The organism is Streptomyces sp. NPDC127068, assembly GCF_042724695.1.
Lineage (GTDB): Bacteria > Actinomycetota > Actinomycetes > Streptomycetales > Streptomycetaceae > Streptomyces.
Map to the genome: position 1 here is coordinate 1 of NZ_JBHXEN010000029.1, position 26067 is coordinate 26067.

24 protein-coding genes are annotated in these 26067 nt (G+C 72.6%); 12 read left to right on the forward strand and 12 right to left on the reverse strand.

The genetic code is table 11. The features are described from left to right. Nucleotides 1–432 precede the first annotated feature (432 nt). Complete coding sequence (gene recA, locus ACFWIA_RS19360; RefSeq protein ID WP_385488630.1) at nt 433–1554, forward strand: recombinase RecA; 1122 nt, start codon at nt 433–435, stop codon at nt 1552–1554. A gap of 3 nt (nt 1555–1557) precedes the next feature. Beyond that, entirely contained in the window at nt 1558–2298 is a 741-nt protein-coding gene (gene recX / locus ACFWIA_RS19365) for a recombination regulator RecX (protein WP_387006523.1), read from the forward strand. Nucleotides 2299–2338: 40 nt separating this feature from the next. On the opposite strand, the gene ACFWIA_RS19370 is transcribed toward recX, so the two are convergent. Further along, entirely contained in the window at nt 2339–3076 is a 738-nt protein-coding gene (locus tag ACFWIA_RS19370; protein WP_387006526.1) for a TetR/AcrR family transcriptional regulator, read from the reverse strand. 201 nt (nt 3077–3277) lie between these two features. Here ACFWIA_RS19370 and ACFWIA_RS19375 point away from each other — a divergent pair, with 201 nt between their 5' ends. Further along, nucleotides 3278–4912, forward strand: coding sequence for a CocE/NonD family hydrolase (locus ACFWIA_RS19375; RefSeq protein ID WP_387006713.1), 1635 nt, complete (start codon nt 3278–3280; stop codon nt 4910–4912). Nucleotides 4913–4987: 75 nt separating this feature from the next. Here the strand turns inward: ACFWIA_RS19375 and ACFWIA_RS19380 are convergent, their stop codons facing one another. From ACFWIA_RS19380 to ACFWIA_RS19415, 8 genes are all read right to left on the reverse strand, one after another. Next, nucleotides 4988–5431, reverse strand: a complete 444-nt coding sequence (locus ACFWIA_RS19380) for a rhodanese-like domain-containing protein (RefSeq protein ID WP_387006529.1) — start codon at nt 5429–5431, stop codon at nt 4988–4990. Then, nucleotides 5428–5973: a cysteine dioxygenase gene (locus tag ACFWIA_RS19385; RefSeq protein WP_387006531.1), complete on the reverse strand. Its 546-nt coding sequence runs from the start codon at nt 5971–5973 to the stop codon at nt 5428–5430. The genes ACFWIA_RS19380 and ACFWIA_RS19385 overlap by 4 nt, the downstream gene beginning before the upstream one ends. Nucleotides 5974–6095: 122 nt before the next feature. Then, complete coding sequence (locus ACFWIA_RS19390) at nt 6096–6179, reverse strand: putative leader peptide (RefSeq protein ID WP_387006716.1); 84 nt, start codon at nt 6177–6179, stop codon at nt 6096–6098. A gap of 168 nt (nt 6180–6347) precedes the next feature. Beyond that, nucleotides 6348–7940: an FAD-dependent monooxygenase gene (locus ACFWIA_RS19395; protein WP_387006534.1), complete on the reverse strand. Its 1593-nt coding sequence runs from the start codon at nt 7938–7940 to the stop codon at nt 6348–6350. A gap of 286 nt (nt 7941–8226) precedes the next feature. After that, nucleotides 8227–9171, reverse strand: a complete 945-nt coding sequence (locus ACFWIA_RS19400; RefSeq protein WP_387006537.1) for an amino acid ABC transporter permease — start codon at nt 9169–9171, stop codon at nt 8227–8229. Further along, nucleotides 9168–9815: an amino acid ABC transporter permease gene (locus tag ACFWIA_RS19405; protein ID WP_385488615.1), complete on the reverse strand. Its 648-nt coding sequence runs from the start codon at nt 9813–9815 to the stop codon at nt 9168–9170. Before ACFWIA_RS19405 ends, ACFWIA_RS19400 begins: the two co-directional genes overlap by 4 nt. A 154-nt stretch (nt 9816–9969) precedes the next feature. Then, nucleotides 9970–10887: a glutamate ABC transporter substrate-binding protein gene (locus tag ACFWIA_RS19410; protein ID WP_387006541.1), complete on the reverse strand. Its 918-nt coding sequence runs from the start codon at nt 10885–10887 to the stop codon at nt 9970–9972. A gap of 152 nt (nt 10888–11039) precedes the next feature. Further along, the gene (locus tag ACFWIA_RS19415; RefSeq protein ID WP_387006544.1) at nt 11040–11816 is read right to left on the reverse strand and encodes an amino acid ABC transporter ATP-binding protein; all 777 of its coding nucleotides are present in this window, start codon (nt 11814–11816) and stop codon (nt 11040–11042) included. Nucleotides 11817–12095: 279 nt separating this feature from the next. Here ACFWIA_RS19415 and ACFWIA_RS19420 point away from each other — a divergent pair, with 279 nt between their 5' ends. Continuing rightward, the gene (locus tag ACFWIA_RS19420; RefSeq protein ID WP_387006547.1) at nt 12096–12791 is read left to right on the forward strand and encodes a response regulator transcription factor; all 696 of its coding nucleotides are present in this window, start codon (nt 12096–12098) and stop codon (nt 12789–12791) included. Nucleotides 12792–12800: 9 nt separating this feature from the next. Next, a complete protein-coding gene (locus tag ACFWIA_RS19425) occupies nt 12801–14204 on the forward strand; it encodes an ATP-binding protein (protein WP_387006550.1) in 1404 nt (467 codons plus the stop codon). A gap of 66 nt (nt 14205–14270) precedes the next feature. Here the strand turns inward: ACFWIA_RS19425 and ACFWIA_RS19430 are convergent, their stop codons facing one another. Further along, nucleotides 14271–15266: a TAXI family TRAP transporter solute-binding subunit gene (locus ACFWIA_RS19430; protein ID WP_387006553.1), complete on the reverse strand. Its 996-nt coding sequence runs from the start codon at nt 15264–15266 to the stop codon at nt 14271–14273. Nucleotides 15267–15304: 38 nt separating this feature from the next. Then, nucleotides 15305–16372: an SCO7460 family lipoprotein gene (locus ACFWIA_RS19435; RefSeq protein ID WP_387006556.1), complete on the reverse strand. Its 1068-nt coding sequence runs from the start codon at nt 16370–16372 to the stop codon at nt 15305–15307. 207 nt (nt 16373–16579) lie between these two features. Here ACFWIA_RS19435 and ACFWIA_RS19440 point away from each other — a divergent pair, with 207 nt between their 5' ends. From ACFWIA_RS19440 to ACFWIA_RS19450, 3 genes are all read left to right on the forward strand, one after another. Next, nucleotides 16580–17284, forward strand: coding sequence for a polysaccharide deacetylase family protein (locus ACFWIA_RS19440; protein WP_387006559.1), 705 nt, complete (start codon nt 16580–16582; stop codon nt 17282–17284). A gap of 241 nt (nt 17285–17525) precedes the next feature. Next, a complete protein-coding gene (miaB, locus tag ACFWIA_RS19445) occupies nt 17526–18986 on the forward strand; it encodes a tRNA (N6-isopentenyl adenosine(37)-C2)-methylthiotransferase MiaB (protein ID WP_387006719.1) in 1461 nt (486 codons plus the stop codon). Between the two features lie 58 nt (nt 18987–19044). Next, the gene (locus ACFWIA_RS19450) at nt 19045–19764 is read left to right on the forward strand and encodes a class III extradiol dioxygenase subunit B-like domain-containing protein (protein ID WP_387006562.1); all 720 of its coding nucleotides are present in this window, start codon (nt 19045–19047) and stop codon (nt 19762–19764) included. 82 nt (nt 19765–19846) lie between these two features. Here the strand turns inward: ACFWIA_RS19450 and ACFWIA_RS19455 are convergent, their stop codons facing one another. Next, on the reverse strand, nt 19847–20104 hold the full coding sequence (locus ACFWIA_RS19455; RefSeq protein ID WP_387006564.1) for a hypothetical protein: 258 nt from the start codon (nt 20102–20104) through the stop codon (nt 19847–19849). Between the two features lie 184 nt (nt 20105–20288). On the opposite strand from ACFWIA_RS19455, the gene miaA reads away from it, so the two are divergent. The 4 genes from miaA to ACFWIA_RS19475 all read left to right on the forward strand — a co-directional run bounded on the left by miaA (nt 20289) and on the right by ACFWIA_RS19475 (nt 25957). Then, a complete protein-coding gene (gene miaA / locus ACFWIA_RS19460) occupies nt 20289–21227 on the forward strand; it encodes a tRNA (adenosine(37)-N6)-dimethylallyltransferase MiaA (protein ID WP_387006567.1) in 939 nt (312 codons plus the stop codon). 107 nt (nt 21228–21334) lie between these two features. Then, nucleotides 21335–21853 carry a hypothetical protein gene (locus ACFWIA_RS19465; protein ID WP_387006721.1) on the forward strand — a complete coding sequence of 173 codons (519 nt, stop codon included), beginning with the start codon at nt 21335–21337 and terminating at the stop codon, nt 21851–21853. Nucleotides 21854–22189: 336 nt separating this feature from the next. After that, nucleotides 22190–24334 (forward strand): RelA/SpoT family protein, encoded by a 2145-nt coding sequence (locus ACFWIA_RS19470; RefSeq protein WP_387006570.1) that lies wholly within the window; start codon nt 22190–22192, stop codon nt 24332–24334. A 99-nt stretch (nt 24335–24433) separates the two neighbouring features. Further along, the gene (locus tag ACFWIA_RS19475) at nt 24434–25957 is read left to right on the forward strand and encodes a M1 family metallopeptidase (protein WP_387006573.1); all 1524 of its coding nucleotides are present in this window, start codon (nt 24434–24436) and stop codon (nt 25955–25957) included. Nucleotides 25958–26067 lie beyond the last annotated feature (110 nt).

A 26067-nucleotide genomic window follows, 5' to 3' on the forward strand; every position in this document is an offset into this window, starting at 1 on the left:
GTGGTCGGGAGGGCTCCGACCACCGCCCCCGCGCGTGTCGGGGCGCGCCTGGGCTTGTCGGGGCGTGTCCGGGCGCGCCAGGGGTGTTCCGGGGGTGTTCCGGGGGTGTTCCGGGGGTGTTCCGGGGGTGCGACGTAGGCTCGGTGGTGCCGCGTGGTGCGCTTGACACCAAAATCGAACATCCATTCTGATGGGGGTGGTCCGAAGCGCGTGGCCGACCGGCTCCCCGCCCCGATCGCCGGGGTTCCCGGGCGGTTTCGGGGCGGCTGCGGGGCGGTTTCCAGGGCCGCCGGGTGGTCCTCGGCGATGTCCTCGGAGGCCGTGGTCGCCGGAGTTATCCACAGGTCGGACCGGCGTCGGGGCGCGTTGTCAGTGGCAGGCGTTAGCGTCTTTGACGTGAAGCGATCGACTCAAGCAAATCGGGTGGAACCCATGGCAGGAACCGACCGCGAGAAGGCGTTGGACGCCGCGCTCGCACAGATCGAACGACAATTCGGCAAGGGCGCGGTGATGCGCCTGGGCGAGCGGCCGAACGAGCCCATCGAGGTCATCCCCACCGGGTCGACCGCCCTCGACGTCGCCCTTGGGGTCGGCGGACTGCCGCGCGGACGCGTGGTGGAGGTCTACGGTCCGGAGTCCTCCGGCAAGACGACCCTCACCCTCCACGCCGTGGCCAACGCGCAGAAGGCCGGCGGTCAGGTCGCCTTCATCGACGCGGAGCACGCCCTCGACCCCGAGTACGCCAAGAAGCTCGGCGTCGACATCGACAACCTCATCCTGTCCCAGCCGGACAACGGTGAGCAGGCCCTGGAAATCACGGACATGCTCATCCGTTCCGGTGCCCTCGACCTCATCGTCATCGACTCCGTCGCGGCGCTCGTGCCGCGCGCGGAGATCGAGGGCGAGATGGGCGACTCGCACGTGGGCCTCCAGGCCCGACTGATGAGCCAGGCCCTCCGGAAGATCACCAGCGCGCTCAACCAGTCCAAGACCACGGCGATCTTCATCAACCAGCTCCGCGAGAAGATCGGCGTGATGTTCGGCTCCCCGGAGACGACGACCGGTGGCCGCGCCCTGAAGTTCTACGCCTCGGTCCGCATCGACATCCGTCGCATCGAGACCCTCAAGGACGGCACCGACGCGGTGGGCAACCGCACCCGCTGCAAGGTCGTCAAGAACAAGGTCGCGCCGCCGTTCAAGCAGGCCGAGTTCGACATCCTCTACGGCCAGGGCATCAGCCGTGAGGGCGGGCTGATCGACATGGGCGTGGAGCACGGCTTCGTCCGCAAGGCCGGCGCTTGGTACACCTACGAGGGCGACCAGCTCGGCCAGGGCAAGGAGAACGCGCGCAACTTCCTCAAGGACAACCCCGATCTGGCCAATGAGATCGAGCGGAAGATCAAGGAGAAGCTCGGCGTCGGAGTGAAGCTGGAGGTCCCGGCCGGTGAGCCGGGGGCGGACGCGGCCGTCACCGCGCCCGCCGAGGAGACCAAGACGGTCCCCGCGCCGACGGCCAAGACCACCAAGGCCAAGGCCACGGCGGCCAAGAGCTAGCCCGTGACACGGCGAACCGAGTGGCCGGACCCCGAGGACTCCCCCCTCCGCCCCGCGGAGCGGGAAGGCCGGTGGGGCGAGGCCGGCGACGGGAGGTCCGGGGCGGGCCGCCCCGGACGCGCCGCCCCGGGGGACCCGGCCGAGGGGGAACACGGCCGTGCCTCCCGGCGGCGAGGCCGTCGCGGCCACCACGACAGCGGCTCCCCCTCCTCGTCGAGGGCCGAGCAGGGGGAGCCGCCCCGGGACCCGGCCGAGCAGGCGCGCGCGATCTGTCTGCGTCTGCTCACCGGGACCCCCCGCACCCGCAAGCAACTCGCGGACGCCCTGCGCAAGCGGGAGATCCCCGACGAGGTCGCCGAGGAGGTGCTGACCCGCTTCGAAGAAGTGGGCCTGATCAACGACGGTGCCTATGCGGACGCCTGGGTGGAGTCCCGGCACCACGGCCGGGGCCTCGCCCGCCGTGCGCTCGCCCGTGAGCTGCGGACCAAGGGCGTCGACTCCACCGTGATCGACGAGGCCGTGGCACAACTCGATCCCGAGCAGGAGGAAGCCACCGCCCGCGAGCTGGTGGCCCGCAAACTCCGCGCCACCCGCGGGCTGGACCGCGACAAACGGCTGCGCCGCCTCGCGGGCATGCTCGCACGCAAGGGCTACTCCGAGGGCCTGGCGCTACGGGTGGTCCGGGCGGCCCTGGCGGAAGAGGGCGAGGACCCGGAGGAGTGGGACCCGGGTTACGGGGAGTGACCCCGGGCGCGCTCCGGCCGGCGAGCCGCGCGCATCCGGGTCAGGGGGTGCCGGCGTCGTGATCAGGGGCGCCGAGGCCGTCGATCAGCCGGTTGAGGAACCGGTCGAAGGTGGCTTCGGGGGTGACGGGCCGCTGGGGAGCGGCGAGCGCTTCGGCGAGTTCCGGGTGGTGACCGTCCGCGGCGACGACGGCGAGGTAGCGGGCTTCGGCCGCGGTCCGGTCGAGGGACCGCGAGGCCGCGGCCTGCGCGATCTCGTACGTCACGTGCCCGGTCACGAACGCGGTGAGCTGGGCGAAGACCTCCACCCTCGTCGCACCGTCCAGGCCGGACGGCCGCAGGGCGGCGAGTGCGTACTCCAGGAAGGCCAAGGTGTTCGGCCCCGGGGTCCGACGGCTGGACAGGGCGACCGGCAGCCAGGGGTGCCGCAGCATCAGGGCGCGCTGCACGTGCGCGATGGCCTTCGCCTCGGCGCGCCAGTGCCCGGAGGGCGTGCCCCCGGTCGGTAGTTCCCCGCTGACCTGGTCGACCATCAGCTCCAGCAGCGTCTCCTTGTCGGGGGCGTAGCTGTAGAGCGACATCACGCCCGCTCCGACCTCTGCCGCCACCCGTCGCATGGTGACCGCCTCCAGCCCCTCGGCGTCCGCGAGGGCGACGGCGGCGGCGGTGATCGCCGCACGACTGTAGGCGGGAGGGCGACCCTTGCGGGGACGGTCGGATGCGAGCCAGAGGCGCTGGGGGTCGAAGCCCGTGGCGCCGGGCCCTTCCTCACGGGTCACGATCTCGATACCCCTCTTCTCCGCTGTGCGCTCGGTGCCCCGTACGGGCCCGCCCTGTGTGCGCCATCCAAGCATCCTCTATTCTCGTACAACGTACTAAAAGTAGCGAGGGGAACCACGATGGCGTCACGCACGCGCAACCCCCGGTCCGAACCGACCTGGTCACCGCCCTCGGGCAAGCCGCCGCTGTCCGCCCGGGCGATGCGGTCGACCTGGCGCCGACTCCCGGTCAAGCGGTACTCCGTCGGATGGCAGCCCGGCCTCGCGGTGCCGGCCGCCGACGGCAGCCCGTTGCTCACCGACCACTACTTCCCGCGGGCCCCGGGCGACTTCCCCACCCTCCTGGTGCGCTCGCCCTACGGCCGGGGCGTTCCCTGGTCCCCCCAGTACGGCCTGCTCTTCGCCGAACAGGGATTCCACGTGGTCATCCAGAGCTGCCGCGGCACCGGAGGCTCGGGCGGTGAGTTCGACCTGTGGCGCAACGAGGCGGCCGACGCACAGGCCGCGGTGGCCTGGCTACGCGAACAGCCCTGGTTCACCGGCCGGTTGGGCACGGTCGGCCCCAGCTACCTCGGCTACGTCCAATGGGCCCTCGCCCTGGACCCGCCGCCGGAGCTGAAGGCGATGGCGATCCAGGTGGGACTGCACGATCCCCACGCCCTGTTCCACACCCGGGACGGCGCGCTCCGTCTGGAGAACGCCCTCGCCGTCGGGGTCGGGATGACCTACCAGCACCAGGGGGCGGGCGCGCTCCTCAAGGCCACCCTGCGTCTGGCGCGCCGACTGCGCCAGGTCACCGGCACCCGGCCGCTGCGCGGATCGTACGCACCCGCCCTCGGGGGTGAAACGCCCTGGCTGGACGGGGCGTTGACGCATCCGGACGCCGCGGACCCGTACTGGGACGGCGCGTCGCTGGCATCGGCGGCGGAGCGGCAGACCGTGCCGACCAGCCTGATCACCGGATGGCACGACGTACTGGTCGACCAGACCTTCGAGCAGTACGCGCGACTGCGTCGGGCCGGCTGCGAGACGGCCCTGCTCGTCGGCCCCTGGACCCACACCTCCGCCCTGCAACAGGGCTGGTCCGAGGTGTTCACCGAAACCCTGGCCTGGCTGCGCGCCCACCTGTACGCAGACCGCTCCGGTCTGCGTCCCACCGGGGTGCGCGTGCACCTCGGCGGTGCGGACGACTGGCGCGACCTCGACGCATGGCCCGCCGACCCGTCCACCACCGCGTGGTTCCCCACCCGGGACGGGCACCTCACCCGCCAGGCCCCCACCGAACCCCTCCCGCTGACCTCGTTCCGCTACGACCCCGCCGAGCCCACCCCGTCCCTGGGCGGCCCGCTGCTCTCCCGTACCGCGGGCGCCCGGGACAACGGCCGGTTGGAGGACCGCGAGGACGTACTGACCTTCACCGGGCCGCCGCTGACCGAACCCGTGGAGATCTACGGACCGGTCTCCGCCCGGCTGAGCGTCGCCACCGACACCGGCCACGCCGACGTCTTCACGCGCCTGTGCGACGTGGACCCGCAGGGCCGTTCCGTCAACGTCTGCGACGGGCTCGGGCGACTGCGCACGACGGGTGAGGAGCCCGCACGGATCACCGTCCCGATGAGCGCCACGGCTCACCGCTTCGCCGTCGGGCACCGCCTGCGCTGGCAGATCAGCGGGGGTGCCCACCCCCGGTACGCCCGCGGTTCCGGCACCGGGGACCCGCCCTTGGACGCCGCCCACCTCGTCCCGGTGCACCTCACGCTCCACGCGGATGCGGCGCTGCTGCTCCCGCACGGCACGGGACCCGCGCTGCCCCAGGGGCCCGAGGAGAACGACTGACCGGCCGAGGTTCCCGGGCACGCCATCGGCCCGGGGCGGGAGGTCGCCGCCCCGGGCCGATGGCCGTCGGGTGTGTCAGCCGCCGTCCGGTGCGGCCGTCCGCTGCTCCGCCGGGCCGGTGACGGGCAGCCCCGCGGCGCGCCACGCCTGGAAGCCGCCCACCAGGTCGGTCGCCCGCCGCAGCCCGAGCCGGTGCAGCGACTCGGCGGCCAGGCTCGATGCGTACCCCTCGTTGCAGACCACCACCACCCGCAGGTCGTGGCCGGTCGCCTCGGCCGCACGATGGCTGCCGAGCGGATCGAGGCGCCACTCCAACTCGTTGCGTTCCACCACCAGGGCCCCCGGGATCAGACCGTCCCGGTCCCGGAGGGCGGCGTACCGGATGTCGACCAGGAGGGCGTCACCCGCCTCGGCGGCGGTGTGCGCGTCCTCGGGGGCGAGCCGGTCGAGACCGGAGCGGACCCGTTCCAGGTGCACGTCCACCGACACCGCGCCGGTCGTGCTGTTCGCGTCGCTCACTGCCAGTCCTCCGGGAGTTCGACGTGCTCCAGCCGCATCACCCGTCCCGAGCGGCTGTACCGCCTGATCCGGGGCAACGGCGGGTAGTAGGCGTGCACGGAGACGGCGTGTTCGGTCGGTGACTCGTTCAGCACCTCGTGCACGTGGTGCCGTCCGAACGAGCGCCCCTTCCCCGCGGTCAGCCGCCGCGTGCGGTCGAGGCCCTCGCTGAGTTCGAGGGTGAGCCAGCCCTCGGTGGGCAGTCGGGCACTGACGGAGTGTTCCCGCAGTTCACCGCGGGCGGTGAGGAAGGCGCCGACGGATTCGGCGTGGTCGTGCCAGCCGGTGCCGGTGCCGGGCGGCCAGCCGATGAGCCAGGCTTCGCTGCCGCCGGGGCCTTCGAGCCGCACCCAGGTGCGGCCCTCGGGGTCGAGGGGGAGGGAAGCGACGAGGTCCTCGTCCGCGGCGGCGCGGCGGACGAAGTCGAGGAGTTCCGCCTGCATCGGCGTCCGCGGGGACGGGGCGGAGAACGGGGAGGGGGCTACGGGCGCGGAAGGGGACACGGTGCCGTCCTGAAGGTTCGCGGGAACCACCCGCCCGCCGTCGACGGGACGCAGCGCACGAGGACGTGCCTGCGTACGGAACCGGACCGAACGGCGGAGGGGCGGTGAGGAGGGGGCGAAAGTCAGGACCAGCGACACACGCAGCCCGCATAGCGGACCAGGTCCATGTGGACCCTCCGCCACAGGCGCACATCGGTGTCGGTCACGTTCCGGAGTAGACCACGGTGCCGGGAGGTGGTCAACCGAGTGTCACGGGGCGGACGTTCCCCCTGGGAGCAGCCCCCGCGGGCGCCCGGTGGCCGTCCTGAGCACTCCTGCTCCGGCGTGCGCCCCCGCCCCGACGACCGCTGCTCACGCCCCGCGGCGGCCAGTGCTCACGCCGGGTCGGCGGCCTCCGCCGGCTGCTCGGCCCCGCCCAGCACCGCGTCCGCCGCCGCGTACAACTCGACCGGCTGCACCCCGTTGAAGGTGGCCGCCAGATGCCCGTCCGGACGGACGAGGAGCACGGTGTGGGCCGCCGCGTCGAGATAGGACTCCGTGACGAGGAGTTCGGCCCGGCAAGGGAGCGCGGACACGGCGGCCGTGAGCCGGGGCATGAGGCCCGCGCTCGCCCAGTGCCGTCGTTCCCAGACGCCGGTGCCCGGTGCGACCAGCAGCACCACCAGGTGACCGAGCCCCAGCCGGTCCCGGAGCTGCACGAAGGTGCCGTCCTCGGCGGTCACCACCACGTCGGCCACCGGTTCGCCCGCAGCCGTGCCCACCGGGGCCGCCGACGGGGACGGCGCGGGAGTGAGGGGCGAGCCCGCGTACGTGCCGGGCGCACCCAGCGCACCGCGCCCCAGGTGGCCGTCCGTGAGCAGGGCGTCGTGCCCCCGGGCGGCCCCGGGCACGTAGGACCGCAGCCCGCCCCCGCCGCGCAGCAGGGGCAGCGCCTGGTCGGCGGCGCGCAGCCGGGCGGCGACCACGGCGCGGCGTTCGGTCTGGTAGCTGGCGAGCAGGCCGTCGGCGGGTCCGTGGTGCCAGGCGTGGGCGAGCTTCCAGGCGAGGTTGTTCGCGTCCCGCAGGCCCTCGTCCAGTCCCTGGGTGCCGAGGGCACCGAGCAGATGCGCGGCGTCCCCCGCGAGGAACGCCCGGCCGACCCGCCATCTGCGGGCGAGCCGGTGGTGGACGGTGTGGACCCCGGTGTCGACGAGTTCGTAGGCGGGTGCGCTGCCGCCGTTCCAGCCGGTCAGGGTCTCGTGCACCCGGGCGACCAGGGCGTCCGGGGTGACCAGCTCGTTCTTCGGGGGCAACAGCCAGTCCAGGCGCCACGATCCGTCGGGCAGGGGGCGGCCGGTCACTTCGGTGCCCGACAGCCGCCACGGTGGCATTCGGTGCACCAACGCCTCGCCGGGGTGGGGGAGTTCGGTGCGCAGGGTGGCCACCGCATGGCGTTCGACGGCGGTGCGGCCGGGGAAGCGGACGTCGAGGAGCTTGCGGACCGTGGACCGGGGGCCGTCGCAGCCCACCAGATAACTTCCGCGCCACCAGGTGCCCTTGGGGCCACGGGTGTGCACGGTCAGCCCTGATCCGTCCTGTTCGACGCCGTCCACCCGGCTGTCCACGGCGACCTTGACGAGGGGCTGCCCGTCGATCGCCTCGCGCAGCGCACCCGTCAGGGCGTGCTGTGCGAGGTGGAGCGGCGAGGGGGCGGTGTGATCGAAGGCGAGTTGCTGGACGGACTGCTTGCGGCGCAGGGCCCGCCAGCCGGTCCAGCGGGTTCCGGTGCCCGCTTCGGTGAAGGACGCGCCGATCAGTTGCTCGACCCACCGCACCGTGTCGTCGTGCAGCACCGCGGTGCGCGCCGGGCGCGGTTCCTCCTTGCCGGGGCCTTCGTCGAGGAGGACGCTCGGGACGCCGGACCGGGCGAGGGCGAGGGCGAGCGTGAGCCCCACGGGGCCCGCTCCGACAACGATCACCGGGTCCACGGAGTGGCGCCCCCTGCCCGGAGTGGAGTCCGCGACGTCAGGTCAGGTGTACGGGACGTACTGAGGCGGAACGAAGGAACGGGGTGCACGATCACAGAACGTATGCAACCCATTGCCGGTGCTTGCGTCAAGTGACGGAGGCAGTGGCGATGACCCCACTGCCTCCATGGCCCAACGCGCGGGTCGCACGACGTCAGGGGCCCACGGTACGCGACCGACCGGCACGCGCCCAGACCGCCCGGGGACGCACGGTGTCACCGTGGCGGCCGGGGCGCCCGCAGTGCGCTCAGGGCAGATCGACCTTGTTCGCCGCGGCGGTCCCCGTGCCGCTGCCGGTCGTCGGCCCGGGGACGGCCCCGTCGGCCAGCTGTCCGCCGGCGGGCGTGATCTGCGGGCCGGTCTTGGCCCGGCTGCCCCGCTTCTCGATCCAACTCGCCAGCGAGGACAGGGCCAGGCAGAGCGCGACGTAGATGGTGCCCACGACGATCACGATCGGGGTGATCGGGTTCTCGTCGTTCACGATGATGGTGCTGGCCATCTGCCGGGCCTCGTAGAGGAGTTCCGGGAAGAGGATCACGTAACCGAGGGAGGTGTCCTTCAGGGTCACCACCAGCTGGCTGATGATCGACGGCAGCATCGAACGGATCGCCTGCGGCAGTTGGAGCATCACCATCACCTGCGACTTGCGCAGGCCCAGCGCGTACGCGGCCTCCACCTGTCCGCGGGGCACCGCGTTGATGCCCGCGCGCAGCACCTCCGCCTGGACCGAGCCGTTGTAGACGGTGAGCCCGATGACCAGGCCCCAGAAGGCGCTGTTCTCGCCGACGAACCCGAGTTCGCTCCGGTTGGAGAGGAACAGCACCCACAGGGCGTAGATGGTGATCAGCAGCGGGATCGCCCGGAACAGCTCGATGAACCAGGTGGCCGCGGTGGAGACGGCCTTGTGGTCGGAGAGCCGGGCCACCGCGAGGAGCACCCCGAGGAGCAACGACAGCACGCCCGCGAGGGCGAACACCGTCAGGGTGCTCAGCAGGCCGTCGCGGATCCTGGCGCGCACCCCCGCGTTGTTGAAGATGTTCCAGACCTCGGGCTCCAACTGGCCCTTGACGTTCAGTCGGTAGATCGCGAACACGACCAGACCGACCACGGCCGCCGAACCGATCACGGTGAACAGCCGGTTGCGCACCCGGGCCTTCGGGCCCGGTGTGTCGTACAGGACGCTGGAACTCATCGGGCGACCCCCAGGCGTCGCTCCAGCAGCCGGAACAAGCCGCTGATGGTGAAGGTGACGATCAGGTAGCCGAGGGCCACCCACAGGAAGATCCAGGCGATGTCGAAGCCCTTGTCGCTCAGGAGCTTCTGCACGCCGAACAACTCGGTGGCGCTGAACGCACCGGCGATGGCGGAGTTCTTGGTCAACGCGATGAAGATCGAACTGAGCGGCGGCAGCACCGTCCGGGTGGCCTGCGGGAGCACGATCAGCCGCAGGGTCTGGGAGAACGTCATGCCCAGCGAGCGCGCCGCCTCCGCCTGGCCGAGGGGAACCGTGTTGATGCCCGAGCGGACCGCCTCGCAGACGAACGCCGAGGTGTAGCAGCCCAGCGCCAGCAGCGCCTTCGTCCAGGGGTTCAGTCCGGGCATGAAGATGACCGGGACCACGAACCAGACGACGAGGAAGAGCAGGGTCAGGGGGGTGTTGCGGAACAGGGTCACCCAGACCGTGCCGAAGAGTCGCAGCGGCGGGATCGGGGAGACCCGGAATCCGGCGACGATGACCCCCAGCACCAGGGCGAGCAGTCCGCTGGCCAACGTCAGCAGGATGGTGCCGATGAACCCCTCGCGGAACTCCGGGAGATGGTCGAGCAGTACGTTCACGGGGACGTCCTCGTGGGCGGCGGGCGGGCAGGGAGGGCCACCACCGGGCGGTTCCTCGTGGGAGGCCCGGGGCGGCCGGAGTGCTGCCGGTGGACCGGTGCCGTCGGGCGGCGGCGCGGTGGGACGCCGCCGCCCGACGAGTCAGCGAGCGGCGTCAGTAGCGTTCGAGCGCCGGGGGCTCGACGTAGGCGGAGCCGGACAGGCCGAGCGTCGCCTCGTACGCCTTCTTGTAGTCGCCGCTCTTCTGGTGCGCCTCCAGCGCGTTCGTCACGGCGTCCCGCAGGGCCTTGTCGCCCTTGTCCATCCCGATGCCGTACGGCTCCTCGGTGAACGGCTTGCCGATCACCTTGAGCTTGGTGGGCCGCTGGGCGGCGTAGCCCTTGAGGATGGCGTCGTCCGTGGTGACCGCGTCGACCTCGTTGTTGAGGAGCTGCTGCACGCACTCGGAGTACTTGGACAGCTCGATCGTCTTCGCGCCGTACTTGGGCTTCTTGATCTCCTGGAGCGGGGTGGAGCCCTTGATCGAACACACCGTCTTGCCCTTGAGGGCGTCCGGACCGGTGATGGCCGACTCGTCCTTGCGGACCAGCAGGTCGGCGCCCGCGAGGAAGTACGGTCCGGCGAAGCCGACCTGCTTCTTGCGCTCGTCGTTGATCGTGTACGTCCCGACGTACAGGTCGACCTCGCCCTTGGAGATGGCGGTCTCGCGGACGTTGGAGTCCACGGTCTTGAACTCCAGCTTGTCCGGGGCGAAGCCCAGGTCGGCGGCGACCATCTTGGCGATCTCGATGTCGAAGCCGGAGCGCTTGCCGTCGGTGTCCTCGAAGCCGAGGAACGGCTGGTCGCTCTTGGCGCCGAAGACCAGCTTGCCGGCCGACTGGGCCTTCTTGAGGACGGGGGAGTCGAGGGAGACGTCCTTGGCCACCACGTACGTGGGCAGCTTCGGGGCGTCCTTGCCCTCGGCGCCGCCGCCGGGCTTGTCGCCGGCGTTCCCGGATTCACCGCCGCAGGCGGTGGCGGTGAGCGCGAGCACGGCGATCGCCGCCACGGCGGCGGACTGGCGGAGCTTCATGGGAGATCCTTCGGGTCGGCGGGATCGACGGGGTCGGTGGACCCGCGCCGTCGGCGGGGCGGGTCGCCGCGCGGGAGCGCTGCGCCCGGACGGGCGGGTACCGCGGAACGGGCCGTCGCTCCCGAGGAGCCGGCCCGGGTGGCGCCGCGCCCTCAGTGGTGCAGGATCTTCGACAGGAAGTCCTTGGCGCGGTCGCTGCGCGGGTTGTTGAAGAACTGCTCCGGGGTGGCCTGTTCGACGATGCGGCCGTCGGCCATGAAGACGACCCGGTTGGCCGCGGAGCGGGCGAAGCCCATCTCGTGGGTGACGACGACCATGGTCATGCCGTCGCGGGCGAGCTGCTGCATGACCTCCAGCACCTCGTTGATCATCTCCGGGTCGAGGGCCGAGGTGGGCTCGTCGAAGAGCATCACCTTGGGGTCCATCGCCAACGCCCGGGCGATGGCGACGCGTTGCTGCTGACCGCCCGACAGCTGCGCCGGGTACTTGTCCGCCTGGCTGCCGACGCCGACGCGGTCGAGGAGCGTGCGCGCCTTGTCCTCCGCCGTCTTCCGGTCGGTCTTGCGGACCTTCGTCTGGCCCAGTACCACGTTCTCCAACACGGTCTTGTGGGCGAACAGGTTGAACGACTGGAAGACCATGCCGACATCGGCGCGCAGCCGGGCGAGTTCGCGGCCCTCCTGGGGCAACGGGCGTCCGTCGATGGTGATGTCGCCCGAGTCGACGGCCTCCAGCCGGTTGATCGTCCGGCACAGCGTCGACTTGCCCGAGCCGGACGGGCCGATCACCACGACGACCTCACCGCGGGCGATGGTCAGATCGATGTCCTGGAGCACGTGCAGGGCGCCGAAGTGCTTGTTCACGTCCTTCAGTACGACCAGGTCCTCGGCCGCGGGTACGGCGTCCTTGGTCACCGAAACTTCAGTCATCGGCCATCCCTCCGTCCTCCTCGGTTGTGAGGACAGTAGTGATGCGTCAATGCCATCGTCAGTACATCTGAGCGGAACTTGAGCATAACGATCTGATAGCCGATACTCACTCTTCGTGAGGGGGAGTGCGGGGCCGCGTACCGGGTACGTAACGGTCGGAGTGCGGCGTCCCATGCCCCTTGACGTGGTCCTTTCCGATCCGCATGGATGCTGTGGAGCACCTGTGCGCGCCCCGCGCCCACGGAGCGCCACGCATGCCACGAACCGGAGGGAGCCGGCATGAGACTCCTCCTCGTGGAGGACGACGACCACGTCGCCGCCGCGCTGTCCGCGATCCTGGCCCGGCACGGCATCAGCGTCGTGCACGCCCGCAGCGGCGAGGAAGCGCTGCGCGCCCTGCTGCCCGACACGGCGCCCGGCAAGCCGCCGTTCGCGGTGGTCCTGCTCGACCTGGGACTGCCCGACCAGGACGGCTACGAGGTCTGCGGCAAGATCCGCAAGCGCAGCGCCGTCCCGGTCATCATGGTCACCGCCCGGTCCGACGTGCGGTCCCGGATACACGGCCTCAACCTCGGTGCCGACGACTACGTGGTGAAGCCGTACGACACCGGGGAACTCCTCGCCCGCATCCACGCCGTCAGCCGGCGCACCGTCCCCGACGAGGCGGCGCCCGTGACCGACGACCTCGCACTCGGCCCGGTGCGCATCGAGCTGCCCAACCGGCGGGTCACCGTCGACGGGGTCCCGGTGCCGCTCACCCGCAAGGAGTTCGACCTGTTGGCCCTCCTCGCGCAGCGCCCCGGGGTGGTGTTCCGCCGCGAGCAGATCATCAGCGAGGTGTGGCGCACCAGCTGGGAGGGCACGGGGCGCACCCTGGAGGTGCACGTGGCGTCGCTGCGCTCCAAGCTGCGCATGCCCGCCCTGATAGAGACCGTGCGGGGCGTGGGCTACCGGCTCGTCGCCCCGGTGCCGTAGAGGCCGCGGGTGCGCGCACGTCTCCTTCCGCTGCTCATCGTCCTCATGGCCGGGGTGCTGCTCGCCCTCGGCTTCCCGCTGGGGGCGAGCGTGGCGGCACAGCACCAGCAGACGGTCGTCATCGACCGGATCGACGACACCGCCCGGTTCGCCTCGCTGGCCCAGTTCGTGACCGCCCGCAGTTCCGGCTCGCGGGTGTCGACCACCGACGAGCGGCGGGAGACCCTGCAACAGGAACTCTCCCGCTACCACCAGGTGTACGGCATCCGGGCGGGCGTCTTCTACCGCGACGACGGGGCGATGGCCAACGCACCGGCCAGTTGGGAGCTCCCCGACCGGGGGGACGTCCGCGACGCGTTCCAGGAGGCCCTGCTGTCGCGCCCGGGGCACGACCCCGACCAGGTGTGGCCGTGGCAGGACGGCCGGCTCGTGGTGGCCTCGCCGGTCATCCGGGACGGGGACGTCCTCGCGGTCGTGGTCACCGACTCGCCGACCGAGCAGATGCGCGCCAAGACCCTGCGCGGCTGGCTGTTCATCGCCGCGGGGGAGGCCGCCGCGATGCTCGTCGCGGTGGGGGCGGCGCTGCGGCTGACCGGCTGGGTGCTGCGCCCCGTGCGCATCCTCGACGCCACCACCCACGACATCGCCACCGGCCGGCTCACCTCCCGGGTCGCCTCCTCGGGCGGACCGCCGGAACTGCGGCGACTGGCGGGCTCGTTCAACGAGATGGCCGACCACGTGGAGACCGTGCTGGAGCAGCAGCGCGCGTTCGTCGCCGACGCCTCCCACCAGCTGCGCAACCCGCTGGCCGCGCTGTTGCTGCGCATCGAGCTGCTCGCCCTGGAGCTACCGGAGGGCAATGCCGAGGTGGCCTCGGTGCGCACCGAGGGGAAGCGGCTCGCGCAGGTCCTCGACGATCTGCTGGACCTGGCGCTGGCCGAGCACGCCGAGGCGAACCTCAGGCTGGTCGACGTGGGCGCGCTGACCGCCGAGCGGGCCGAGGCGTGGCGGCCCCTCGCCGAGGACAAGGGGGTCCGGCTGCGGCAGCGGACGCCCGCGCTCACCGCGTGGGCGGACCCGATCGCCCTGTCCAGCGTGCTGGACGCGGTCATCGACAACGCGCTGAAGTTCTCGCCCCCGGGCGCCGAGGTCGCGGTCACGGTCGCCGCTGCCGGGGCCCGCTCGCGGATCGAGGTGTGCGACGCCGGGCCCGGACTCACCGACGAGGAACTGGGCCGGGTGGGGGACCGGTTCTGGCGCAGCGCCCAGCACCAGAACGTCAAGGGTTCGGGGCTCGGGCTGTCCATCTCGCGGGCTCTGTTGGCCCCGGGCGGCGGCACGATCGCCTACGCCCGGCGCGAGCCGGCCGGGCTGCGGGTGACGGTCAGCGTGCCCCGGGCCCGGGAGGAGTGACCGTCCGGGGCCGCTGCCCCCGAGGGCGGTCGCGCTCCGTGCGCAAGGACCGAGCACCCGGTGCCGTCACGGCTTCACAGAGCGGTAATAGTTGCGGGCGCCCTCATGCAGCGACAGGGGGTCCGTGTACAAGGCCGTGCGTAGGTCGACCAGTTGCGCGGCGTGGACACGGCTACCTATGTGGTCTCGGCTGTCTATCACGGTACGGGTGAGCAGCTCGGTCAGTTCGTTGCTGCTGCGATCCGTGGTGACGAGCAGGTTCGCCACCGCCAGGGTGGACACCGTCGCCCCCTGCTGGGCCGAGGGGTAGACGTCGGCGGGCATCACGGACGCCCGGTAGTAGCGCGAGGCCCCGCCCTGGTCGTGGAGGGCGTCCACCAGGTCGCCCAGCTCCACGAAGCGGATGTCGAACTCCTCCGAGAGCTCCCGCACCGAGGCGGTGGGCAGACCGCCGGACCAGAAGAAGGCGTCGATGTCGTCGGCCTTCAGCGCGCTGGTCATCGTGTCGATGCCGATGGACACCGGCTCGATGTCGCGCCGGGGGTCGAGCCCCGCGGCCGTCAGCACCCGGTCCGCTATCAGTCGCACCCCCGACCCCACCTGCCCCACGGCCACCCGCTTGCCCCGCAGTTGCTCGGCCGTGAGCACCGACGAGGAGCGCGGGACGACCAGCTGCACGTAGTCGTCGTACAGCCGCGCGCAGCCCTGGAGCCGGTTCGCGCCGGGGCGTCCGGCGAGCCGGTACTCCTCCACGGCGTCGGCGGCGGCCACCGTGAAGTCGGCGGTCCCGGTGGCGAGCCGCTGCACGTTCTGCTGGGAACCCTCACTCGGCTTCAGCTGGACGTCCAGGCCCGGCGCGTCCTCCTTCAGCGCGGCCTTCAGCAGCCGGCCGTAGCGTTCGTAGACGCCGGAGTGCACTCCGGTGCTCACCGTGACCCGGCCGCTCGGCGTCTCCTCGTCCAGCGGGAGCACCCACCACAGCAGCAGACCGAGCACGACGAGCGACACCGCGCCGCCGCGGAGGGCACGGCGACGGTCGATGCGGGGCAGAGCGGGGAGCATGGCGCGATCCTGCCAGGTCACCGCGGTACTGGCCAGGGTCAGGCGGCCGGCGACGAGCCGCCCGGGCCGCCGTCGGCGCTCAGCTTCCTGGTGCCCACCGGTTCCCCGACGAGCCGTCCCGACAGGTCGGTGGTGACGTGCAGCGTGTGGTCGCCGGCGCAGGCCGGCCGCTCGCCGCGGGGCTCGTCGCAGTACTTGACGTAGCCCTCCAACCGGTCCGCGCGCCCCTCGACCAGACGCCAGACGCCGCCGTAGTCGGAGACCACGGCGTCCGGCTCGTAGGGCCTGAGCCAGCCGGTGACGTGGGTGTGCACCGTCGCCAGGAACTCCTGCTTCTCCTCGAACGGCATGACCAGGCGGGCGTACTCGGGCCGTGGTTCGATGCCGCTGTCGGCCCACCGGTAGGCCGCGGCGTGGTACGTGCGCCGGGACAGGGCCGCGTACAGCTCGGTCGAGGTCTTGCCGACCAGGGTGGGCCGGTCCTTCCTGCCCTGCGGGAGGTCCCCGACCACCGAGGGGTCGACGATGTTGACCGTGATCGTCGCCGGGGGCACCGCGGCCCGCGGGGCCCCCGGCGACGCGCCGGGGGAGGGGGTGGCGGCCGGCTGGGGGACCAGCTGCCCGTACTGCTCCAGACAGGTGCCGATCTTGAGGAGCAGCACGTCGACGTTCCCGTCGTTCACCTCGGTCGCGATCCACGGCTCGGTGAGGGTGCCGCCGTGGGGCTTGACGCCGAGCACGTCGAAGTCGCAGCGCGCGAACTCCTGTCGGAGGGCCCGCCACGATCCCGCTTCGGCCTCCGCCTTCTCCCGGGCCGCCCGCAGCGCGGGCTCGCACGCCGAGCGGCGGTCGCAGGTGCCCTTCTCGTCGTCGATGCGCAGCCGCACCACCGCGTCCGGGTCGTCCTTGACGGCGAAGGTGACCTCGGAGCCGTCGTCGGCGGGGAAGAGGGAACGCGAGCCGATCACGGTCAGCTCCCCCGGGTACACCTCCTCGGCCAACTCCTGGGCCCGCCCGCGGTCCTCACGGGTGGACGTCACGCAGCCGCTCACCAGTACCGCCAGGGCCACCGCGACCGGTGCCCCGCATGCCCGCCGCCACTTCATGTCGCCTCCCGCGCCGTCCGTTCCACCGGGCCGAGGTTATGCGCGCCGGTCGGGGTGGCGGATGAGTACGCCTACTCAAAGTCGGGGTGGTCCCCCGGGACCCGCCGGCCGGGCGGCCGTCCCGGGCGTTCCCGGGCGCGCCCCGGCAACTCCCGCCGGGATACGGACCATTGACACCACCGTTGGACTGGACCAATGATGCGGGCCATGCCGAGACCCCGAGCAGCACTCGCCGTCCTCGCCCCGCTCCTCGCCGCCCTGGCCCTGGCGGGCCCCACCGCGCCGACCCAGGCCGTCGCCGCGCCCGCCGCCGGGGCGACCGCCGCGGCCTGGCCCCCGCCCGCGCCGGTCATCAACCGGGTCGACACCCGGGACCCCGTCGTCTTCCTCACCATCGACGACGGCTGGTACCACGACCCGGAGGCCGCCAAGATCCTCCTGGACCGCCAGGTGCCCGCGTCCCTGTTCGTGCTGCCGGACGCGTACTCGTGGGACGCCGCCTACTACCGCAAGCTGCTCGACCACGGGCCGTCCCGCCTGGAGAACCACAGCGTCACCCACCCCGACCTGACCACCCTCGACGCGGCGGGCCAGCGCGCCGAGCTCTGCGGGGCCCGCAACCGTCACCTGGCCGCTTTCGGAGCCGAGCCCCGGCTGACCCGCCCGCCCTTCGGGGCGCTGAACGGGGACACCCGGGTCGCCGCCCGTGCCTGCGGTTCCAAGGCGGTGGTCACCTGGACGCACGACCAGACCGACTGGGGTACGGCACCCGCCACGCCCGATCTGCGCCGCGGTGACATCGTCCTGCTGCACTTCACGCCGAACCTCGCGAAGGATCTGACTCGGGTGCTTGCCGCGGCTGATGCGGCGGGGCTGAAGCCGGCGGCGTTGCGCGACTACGTTCGCGATTGATCGCGGTCGGTCCGCGGGGGGCCTCCCGGGGGTTCGTTGTCCCCTGCGGGTGGGTGGGGGTTGCTCGCGCAGTTCCCCGCGCCCCTATCGGGGCGCCCTGACGGTCGGGGTGGCCTGGTGGTCGGGGCGGCCAGGGGCGTGGGGGCGGAGCGCTTACCCTGGACGGGTGAGCGGTAACGACGTGGCTGGCGGAACAGTGGACGGATTGAAAACGTACGAAGTGCGCACCTACGGGTGCCAGATGAACGTCCACGACTCCGAACGGCTGTCGGGGCTGCTGGAGGGCGCCGGCTACGTCCGGGCCCCCGAGGGCTCCGACGGCGACGCCGACGTCGTCGTCTTCAACACCTGCGCGGTCCGGGAGAACGCCGACAACCGCCTCTACGGCAACCTCGGCCGACTCGCCCCGATGAAGACGAAGCGCCCGGGCATGCAGATCGCGGTGGGCGGCTGTCTGGCCCAGAAGGACCGCGACACCATCGTCCGGCGCGCCCCCTGGGTGGACGTCGTCTTCGGCACCCACAACATCGGCAAGCTGCCGGTGCTGCTGGAACGGGCCCGCATCCAGGAAGAGGCCCAGGTCGAGATCGCCGAGTCGCTGGAGGCGTTCCCGTCCACGCTGCCGACGCGCCGCGAGAGCGCCTACGCGGCCTGGGTCTCGATCTCCGTCGGCTGCAACAACACCTGCACCTTCTGCATCGTCCCCGCCCTGCGCGGCAAGGAGAAGGACCGCCGCACCGGCGACATCCTCGCCGAGATCGAGGCCCTGGTCGGCGAGGGCGTCTCGGAGATCACGCTGCTCGGCCAGAACGTCAACGCCTACGGCTCGGACATCGGCGACCGCGAGGCGTTCAGCAAGCTGCTGCGCGCGTGCGGGGCGATCGAGGGACTGGAACGCGTCCGGTTCACCTCGCCGCACCCCCGGGACTTCACCGACGACGTGATCGCCGCCATGGCCGAGACCCCCAACGTCATGCCCCAGCTGCACATGCCGCTGCAGTCCGGTTCGGACACCGTGCTGAAGGCCATGCGCCGCTCCTACCGCCAGGAGCGCTACCTGGGCATCATCGAGAAGGTCCGCGCGGCCATCCCGCACGCCTCGATCACCACGGACATCATCGTGGGCTTCCCCGGCGAGACCGAGGAGGACTTCGAGCAGACCCTCCACACGGTCCGCGAGGCCCGCTTCTCGCAGGCGTACACCTTCCAGTACTCCAAGCGCCCCGGCACCCCCGCGGCGGACATGCCCGACCAGATCCCCAAGGAGGTCGTGCAGGCCCGCTACGAGCGCCTGGTCGCCCTCCAGGAGGAGATCTCCTGGGACGAGAACAAGACGCAGGTCGGCCGCACCCTCGACCTGATGGTGGCCGAGGGCGAGGGCCGCAAGGACGGCGCCACCCACCGGCTGTCCGGCCGCGCCCCCGACAACCGCCTGGTCCACTTCACCAAGCCCGCCGAGGAGGTCCGCCCCGGTGACGTGGTCACCGTGGAGATCACCTACGCCGCCCCCCACCACCTGCTCGCCGAGGGGGAGACCCTGAAGGTGCGCCGCACCCGCGCGGGCGACGCCTGGGAGAAGCGGAACGCGCAGGAGACCGCGAAGCCGGCCGGGGTCCTGCTCGGCCTGCCCGGCATCGGCGTCCCCCAGCCCCTGCCCGCCGCACCGGGCGGTGCCTGCGGCAGCGCCTGCGACGCCGGCTGAGCCGCCCGGCCCCGGGCGGACTGGGAGTCACCCCCGTGCCGGGGCTACGCTGCCGATCATGCTTGTCGCCGCAGCCGTCTGCCCCTGTCCGCCCCTGCTCGTGCCCGAGGTCGCCTCGGGAGCCGCGCCGGAACTCGACGGTCTGCGCGCGGCGTGCGACGAAGCGCTGCGGGACGTCCTGGCGGCCCGCCCCGATCTGGTCGTGGCCGTCGGCCCCGCCGAGGGTCACGACCAGATCGGGTACCCGCAGGGCGCGCGCGGCACCTTCCGCAGCTTCGGCGTTCCGCTGGACGTGAGCCTGGGGCGGGCGGAGCCCGACGCCGCCGTCCCGGGGCCCTCCCTGCCGGTGTCGCTGGCGGTCGGCGCCTGGCTGCTCGACCGGGTGGGCTGGACGGGACCGGTGCGGGGCCTGGCTGCGGGGTCCGACCGCGACCGCCGGGCCAACCACGGGGACGGCGCCCGTACGGCGGGGGCGGCCGACCGCGTCGCCCTGCTGGTACTGGGGGACGGCAGCGCCCGCCGGAGCCTCAAGGCACCCGGCTACCTGGACGAGCGTGCCGAACGGGTCGACGCGGACCTCGCCCGTGCCCTCGGCCGGACGGACGACGGGACGTTCCTGCCGTCACTGGACGCCGATCTCGCGCGTGACCTCATGATCTCCGGGCGCTCCCCCTGGCAGGTGCTCGACGGCGCCGCGGACGGCGCCCGGCTGAGCGGGCGGCTCCTGTACGAAGCGGCGCCCTACGGAGTGGGCTACTTCGTGGCCTCCTGGAGCTGACGGCCTCCCCGCCCGGGACCGACCGGACCCGGGAGCCTCGTGCCGCCGCCGCCCGGGAACGCTCCCGGGCGGTCACGCGTGCCTACTTGCGGGCGCCCTCGCCCGCCTCGTTGTCGGCGGCCCGCTCCGCGGACTGCTGCTTGGGGATCTCCACCGTCTCGGTCGGGGCGCCGCGCTCGGTCACCGCCGCCGCGGGAGCCGCCTCGGCCCGCTCGGACTCCGCGGCGGCGGGAGCGTCCCCGGCGACCTCCGTGGCGGCGGTCCCGGTGTCCGCCGCGTCGGAGGCCGCCGGATCGGCCGTCTTCTTCGGCTTACGGAGGAAACGTGTGAAAACGCTCATGAAGTGCTCCATAACCTGCTCGTTCTGGTGAAATCCCTCGCCGCTCCCGTGCGGCCCATTGCGCCGCCAGAGTTCCCCGTTCCTCGCTCACCGGCGCCAGGACCTCGCAACAGGCAACGACGTCGTACGCGCCCCGTCACGTAACTCGTTCGGGAAGCGTCGTGAGGTTTGCGAGACTGGTGGGGTGAGTACCGCACCCCCCGCGCCGCGGGTCATCGCCGTCGTCGGGCCGACCGCAGCAGGAAAGTCCGATCTGGGCGTCTTCCTCGCCCAGCGACTCGGCGGCGAGGTCGTCAACGCCGACTCGATGCAGCTCTACCGCGGGATGGACATCGGTACCGCCAAACTGACGCCCGAGGAACGCGGGGGCGTCCCGCACCGGCTGTTGGACATCTGGGACGTCACGGTGACCGCGAGCGTCGCCGAGTACCAGCGACTGGCCCGTGCCGAGATCGACCGGCTGCTCGCCGCCGGCCGCTGGCCGGTCCTCGTCGGCGGCTCCGGGCTGTACGTCCGCGGCGCCATCGACCACCTGGAGTTCCCCGGCACCGACCCGGACGTCCGGGCCCGCCTGGAGGAGGAACTCGCCCTGCGCGGCTCCGGCGCCCTGCACGCCCGGCTGGCCGCGGCCGACCCGCCGGCGGGTCGCGCGATCCTCCCGAGCAACGGGCGCCGGATCGTCCGGGCCCTCGAAGTGATCGAGATCACGGGCAAGCCCTTCACCGCCAACCTCCCCGGTCACGACTCGGTCTACGACACCGTGCAGATCGGGGTCGACGTCCCCCGCGCCGAGCTCGACGGGCGCATCTCCGCACGCGTGGACCGGATGTGGGACGCCGGCCTCGTGGACGAGGTGCGCGCCCTGGCGGAACACGGTCTGCGCGACGGCCGCACCGCCTCGCGTGCGCTGGGCTACCAGCAGGTCCTCGCGGCGCTCGCCGGGGAGTGCAGCGATCAGGAAGCACGCGACGAGACCGTACGCGCCACCAAACGCTTCGCGCGCCGTCAGGACTCGTGGTTCCGCCGCGACCCCCGGGTGCATTGGCTCAGTGGCGCCGCGTCGGACCACGGGGAACTCCCGCAACGGGCGCTGGCGTTGCTCGAACGAGCGGTCACAGCCTGATCACGTGATGGCATCGGGACGCCCCGCCCGTCATCGTGGCCCCCGGTGCCGTGCCATCATCGAGCGACGATCGACCAGTGGAGTCCGGAGTGGGAGGGCGCGTGGCGATGGAGGCCGGCCCTCGACGAAACACCGCGCCAGAAGAACAGCGGGACGGACCTGACGACGCGGCCCGGCTGCCGCACGTGCCCGCGCCCGCCGTCGACGGGCTCACCTCCGACGGCCCCGACGCGACGGCCGAGCCCGGCACCGTGGACGGACTGGCCCCCCAGGACCTCGACTCCGGCGTCGAGGTGGAGGTGGAGCTGCGTCCCCAGCGCAAGCTGCGGCTGTGGCAGCTCGCCCCCATCGTCGGCCTCGGCACGCTCGGCTCGCTGATGTTCGCCTTCCCCCTCGCCTTCGAGTTCGGGGACGGCGGCGCGGTCGTCGCCATGCTGGGGCTGCTGATCTGCTCCTGCGCCGCCGGGTGGGGCATGATGGCCGCCCGTCGCGCCGGCGCCACCTGGCCCGGGCTCCCGCAGCGCGGCTCGGGCCGACGGGTCGACTGGCGGATCATCGCCCTGTACGTCGTCGTGGTCAGCGTGGTGGTCGTGCTCGCGGTGTGGCGCGTGGCGCGTCTGCGCTGAGGCGTTCCCGGGGCCGCGCTTCCCGGACACGGCCCCTTCGGATCGACCTTCCCCGTAGAGAAGTCCCGTACCGAGCAGATCCGTCCGGCTGCTCCGAACGGCTGATTCCCCGCACGGTGGCCGAAACGGGCTGCCGCGGTTCCGCAACCGCCAACCCGTGATCCCTCCCTCGAATGGGTGATCCGTTTCACGCTCGACGGGAGCGGGTCCTGGGGGCGTGGTGGGCTCGGTAGCATCAAGCACCGGCCCGGACGGGAGAACACCCGCACACCTCCAGCAGTTGAACGTCTGGAGGCGACCGTTCCGCACCGCCGGTCGATGCAGCCGGAGGTGCCCATGAGCGCGGAGGCCACAAACCCTGCGACCCCCCTGTCCTTCACGCCCGGAGCACACCGCAAGCGCGGTCGCCCCCGCATCGACCTGCGCCGACTGGGACGTGCCGCCCTGCTGGGGCCGGCCACCCGGGACCGACTGCCGGACGCCATCAGCCATGTGGTCGAGGCCCACCGCGCCCACCACCCGGAAGCCGACAGCGAACCGTTGCACCGCGCCTACCTGCTCGCCGAGTCCTCGCACCGGGGGCAGATGCGCAAGAGCGGCGAGCCGTACATCACCCACCCGCTCGCGGTCACCCTGATCCTCGCCGAACTCGGCGCCGAGGCCACCACCTTGACGGCGTCCCTGCTCCACGACACCGTCGAGGACACCGAGGTGACCCTGGACCAGGTGCGCCGGGAGTTCGGCGACGAGGTGTGCTTCCTGGTCGACGGCGTCACCAAACTGGAGAAGGTCGACTACGGCGCCGCCGCCGAACCCGAGACCTTCCGCAAGATGCTCGTCGCCACGGGCAACGACGTCCGGGTGATGTCGATCAAACTCGCCGACCGGCTCCACAACATGCGCACCCTGAGCGTGATGCGTCGCGAGAAGCAGGAACGCATCGCCAAGGTCACCCGGGACGTCCTCATCCCGCTCGCCGAACGCCTCGGCGTCCAGGCCCTCAAGACCGAGCTGGAGGACCTCGTCTTCGCGATCCTCCACCCCGAGGAGTGCGCGCAGACCAGACACCTCGTCAGCGAGAACGCGGCACGGGCCGACGACCCCCTCGCCGACACCGCCGAAGCGGTGCGCGCCGTCCTGCGGGACGCCGGCATCCCGGCCGAGGTGCAGATCAGGCCGCGCCACCTGCTCTCCGTCAACCGGGTGCGCCACAAGCGCGGCGAACTGCGCGGCGCCGACTTCGGTCGGCTGCTGGTCCTCGTCGCCGAAGACGCCGACTGTTACGCCGTCCTCGGCGAACTGCACACCTGTTTCACCCCGGTCGTCTCGGAGTTCAAGGACTTCATCGCCGTACCGAAGTTCAACCTCTACCAGTCCCTGCACACCGCGGTGGCCCGCCGGGACGGCGAGGTCGTCGAGGTCCTGGTCCGCACCCAGCAGATGCACCGGACGGCGCAGGCCGGCGTCGTCGCCCTCGGCAGCCCCTACCCGACCGGCGCCGACGAGGGCACGGTCCCGCCGGGGGGCCCGGCCGGCACGGACCCCGCGGCCCCCGACGGCGAGCGGGCCGACCCCACCCGACCGGGCTGGCTCTCCCGCCTCCTGGAGTGGCAGCGGTCCGCCCCCGACCCCGACACCTTCTGGTCCGCCCTGCGCGAGGACCTCGCCCAGGACCGCGAGATCACCGTGTTCCGCACCGACGGCCGCACCCTCGGCCTCCCGGTGGGGGCCAGTTGCGTGGACGCCGCCTACGCGCAGTACGGCGAGGACGCCCACGCCTGCATCGGAGCCCGGGTCAACGGCCGCCTGGCGGCCCTCGGCACCGTGCTGCGCGACGGCGACACGGTGCAACTGCTGATGAGCCAGGACACGGCGTCCGGCCCTTCCCGGGAGTGGTTGGACCACGCCGTGGCCCCGGGTGCACGGATCGCCATCCAACGCTGGCTCACCGATCACCCCGAGGTCGCCGAAGCCCCCGAGGCCACCCCCAGGGCGCCCCAGCCGGCCCCCTCCTCCCGCCCGGTGGGCGCCGGCGCCCTCGTCGACATCCCCGGCGCCTCCGTACGCCTGGCGGGCTGTTGCACCCCCGTACCACCGGACGAGATCACCGCCTTCGCCGTGCGCGGGGGAGTCGTCACCGTCCACCGGGTCGCCTGCTCCTCCGTCACCCGGATGAAGGAGGTCGCCCGCCCCGAGGTCGGGGTGCGCTGGGGCGACACCGCCGAGTACCGCGTCACCCTGGTCGCCGAGTCCTTCGGACGCCCGCACCTGCTCGCCGACCTCACGGAGGCCATCGCCCAGGAAGGCGTCGCCGTCGTCTCGGCCACGGTCGAACCCCCCTCCCGCCAACAGGTCCGCCACACGTACACCCTCCAACTCCCCGATGCGGCACGGCTGCCCGCCCTGATCAAGGCCATGCGCAACGTCGCCGGGGTCTACGACGTCAGCCGCGCCCAACACCCGGCGGTCGCCCCCTCGTAGCGCACTGCCCCGCGACCCGCGCCGGCGCCCACCGCCCGTTCGGGTGGGCGCGGCGCGAGTCGCCGGCGCGCACGGGCCGCCCGCTGGTAGCGGTGGCCCATGCAGCTCACCGCCCGCACCAGGGCCCCCCGACCGTCCCGCCCCCCGGGCCCCAAGGCGCCCCGCACCCGGGGCGCGCTGCTCGCCGTCGCCGCCTCCGTCTGTCTGATCGCCGCCAGCGCCCCCGCGCCGCTGGCCCCGGCGGGCGTCGGCGACCGCCTCTTCCCCTACCTCGGCAACCCCGGGTACGACGTGCACGCCTACGACGTGTCCCTCACCTACACCGGCGCGCCCGAGGACCCCGTGCGGGGCGTGACCCGGATCGACGCCCGGGCCACCGCCCGGCTGGAGTGGTTCCACCTGGACCACACGGCCGGCGAGGTCGACGCGGTCGAGGTCGACGGGGCGCCCGCCCGCTTCGCCAAGGCCGGCGAGGACCTCGTCGTCACCCCCGACCGCCCCGTCCTCCCCGGGACCCGACTGGGCGTCACCGTGCGCCACACCAGTGACCCGTCACCCGGCGAGGACGGCGAGGGCGGCTGGATCCGCACCGCCGACGGCCTGGTGACGGCAGGTCAGCCCGACGCCGCCCACCGCGTCTTCCCCTGCAACGACCACCCCTCGGACAAGGCCCACTTCACCTTCCGCGTCACCGCACCCCGGGCGCTCACCACGGTCGCGAACGGACTGCCCGCGGGCGTCGAGGAACACGGCGACACCACCACCCGCACCTTCCGCACCGTGCACCCCATGGCCGCCGAACTGGCCCAGGTCTCCATCGGGACGTCCACCGTCCGGCACCGCCCCGGCCCGCACGGGCTGCCCCTGCGGGACGTCGTGCCCCGCAAGGACCGGGCCGCGCTGGAACCCTGGCTGCGCCGCACGCCCGACCAGATCAGCTGGCTGGAACGGAAGCTCGGCGGCTACCCCTTCGAGACGTACGGGGTGCTGGTCGCCGAGGCGGACACCGGGTTCGCGCTGGAGACGCAGACGCTCAGCCTGTTCGAACGGGACTTCTTCCTGGGCGGCCGGTTCCCGGACTGGTACATCGAGTCGATCATGGTGCACGAGCTCGCCCACCAATGGTTCGGCAACAGCGTCAGCCCCCGCGTCTGGTCCGACGTGTGGCTCAACGAGGGCCACGCCACCTGGTACGAGGCCCTCCACGCCGACGAGCACGGCCACAAGGCGCTGGACGTGCGGATGCGCGCCGCCTACCGCGCGTCCGACGCGTGGCGGGCCGCCGGCGGCCCGCCCGCGAAGCCGAAGGTGCCCGCCCCCGGTCACGGCGGCAGCATCTTCCGCCCGGTCGTCTACGACGGGGCCGCCCTCGTCCTCTACGCCCTGCGCCAGGAGATCGGCCACCGCGCCTTCGAACGGCTGGAGCGCACCTGGGTGACCACCCACCGTGACTCCACGGCCACCACGCAGGACTTCGTCGACCTCGCGTCGGCGGTCGCCGCCCGGGACCTGCGGGGCTTCCTCGGCGACTGGCTGTACGGAACCACCACCCCGCCGATGCCCGGCCACCCCGAGTGGAGCACCCCCGCGCCCACGAAGAAGTCGGGGGCCGCCCGGTCGTGACACCGCGGACCGGGGCTCCGTTCGACCGAACGGAAAACCCCCGTGACGAGACGACCCGTTCCGTGCGACCATCGTCAGGTCGGCGGCGCTGCGCCGGCCCGGTGGGAAGC

Bases quoted from the DNA above. Each gene is read 5' to 3' on its own strand.
- recA (WP_385488630.1), top strand. From the start codon at position 433: ATGGCAGGAACCGACCGCGAGAAGGCGTTGGACGCCGCGCTCGCACAG.
- ACFWIA_RS19375 (WP_387006713.1), top strand. From the start codon at position 3,278: ATGCGGTCGACCTGGCGCCGACTCCCGGTCAAGCGGTACTCCGTCGGA.
- ACFWIA_RS19400 (WP_387006537.1), bottom strand. From the start codon at position 9,171: ATGAGTTCCAGCGTCCTGTACGACACACCGGGCCCGAAGGCCCGGGTG.
- ACFWIA_RS19410 (WP_387006541.1), bottom strand. From the start codon at position 10,887: ATGAAGCTCCGCCAGTCCGCCGCCGTGGCGGCGATCGCCGTGCTCGCG.
- ACFWIA_RS19415 (WP_387006544.1), bottom strand. From the start codon at position 11,816: ATGACTGAAGTTTCGGTGACCAAGGACGCCGTACCCGCGGCCGAGGAC.
- ACFWIA_RS19420 (WP_387006547.1), top strand. From the start codon at position 12,096: ATGAGACTCCTCCTCGTGGAGGACGACGACCACGTCGCCGCCGCGCTG.
- ACFWIA_RS19430 (WP_387006553.1), bottom strand. From the start codon at position 15,266: ATGCTCCCCGCTCTGCCCCGCATCGACCGTCGCCGTGCCCTCCGCGGC.
- ACFWIA_RS19435 (WP_387006556.1), bottom strand. From the start codon at position 16,372: ATGAAGTGGCGGCGGGCATGCGGGGCACCGGTCGCGGTGGCCCTGGCG.
- ACFWIA_RS19440 (WP_387006559.1), top strand. From the start codon at position 16,580: ATGCCGAGACCCCGAGCAGCACTCGCCGTCCTCGCCCCGCTCCTCGCC.
- miaB (WP_387006719.1), top strand. From the start codon at position 17,526: ATGAACGTCCACGACTCCGAACGGCTGTCGGGGCTGCTGGAGGGCGCC.
- ACFWIA_RS19450 (WP_387006562.1), top strand. From the start codon at position 19,045: ATGCTTGTCGCCGCAGCCGTCTGCCCCTGTCCGCCCCTGCTCGTGCCC.
- ACFWIA_RS19455 (WP_387006564.1), bottom strand. From the start codon at position 20,104: ATGAGCGTTTTCACACGTTTCCTCCGTAAGCCGAAGAAGACGGCCGAT.
- ACFWIA_RS19465 (WP_387006721.1), top strand. From the start codon at position 21,335: ATGGAGGCCGGCCCTCGACGAAACACCGCGCCAGAAGAACAGCGGGAC.
- ACFWIA_RS19470 (WP_387006570.1), top strand. From the start codon at position 22,190: ATGAGCGCGGAGGCCACAAACCCTGCGACCCCCCTGTCCTTCACGCCC.
- ACFWIA_RS19475 (WP_387006573.1), top strand. From the start codon at position 24,434: ATGCAGCTCACCGCCCGCACCAGGGCCCCCCGACCGTCCCGCCCCCCG.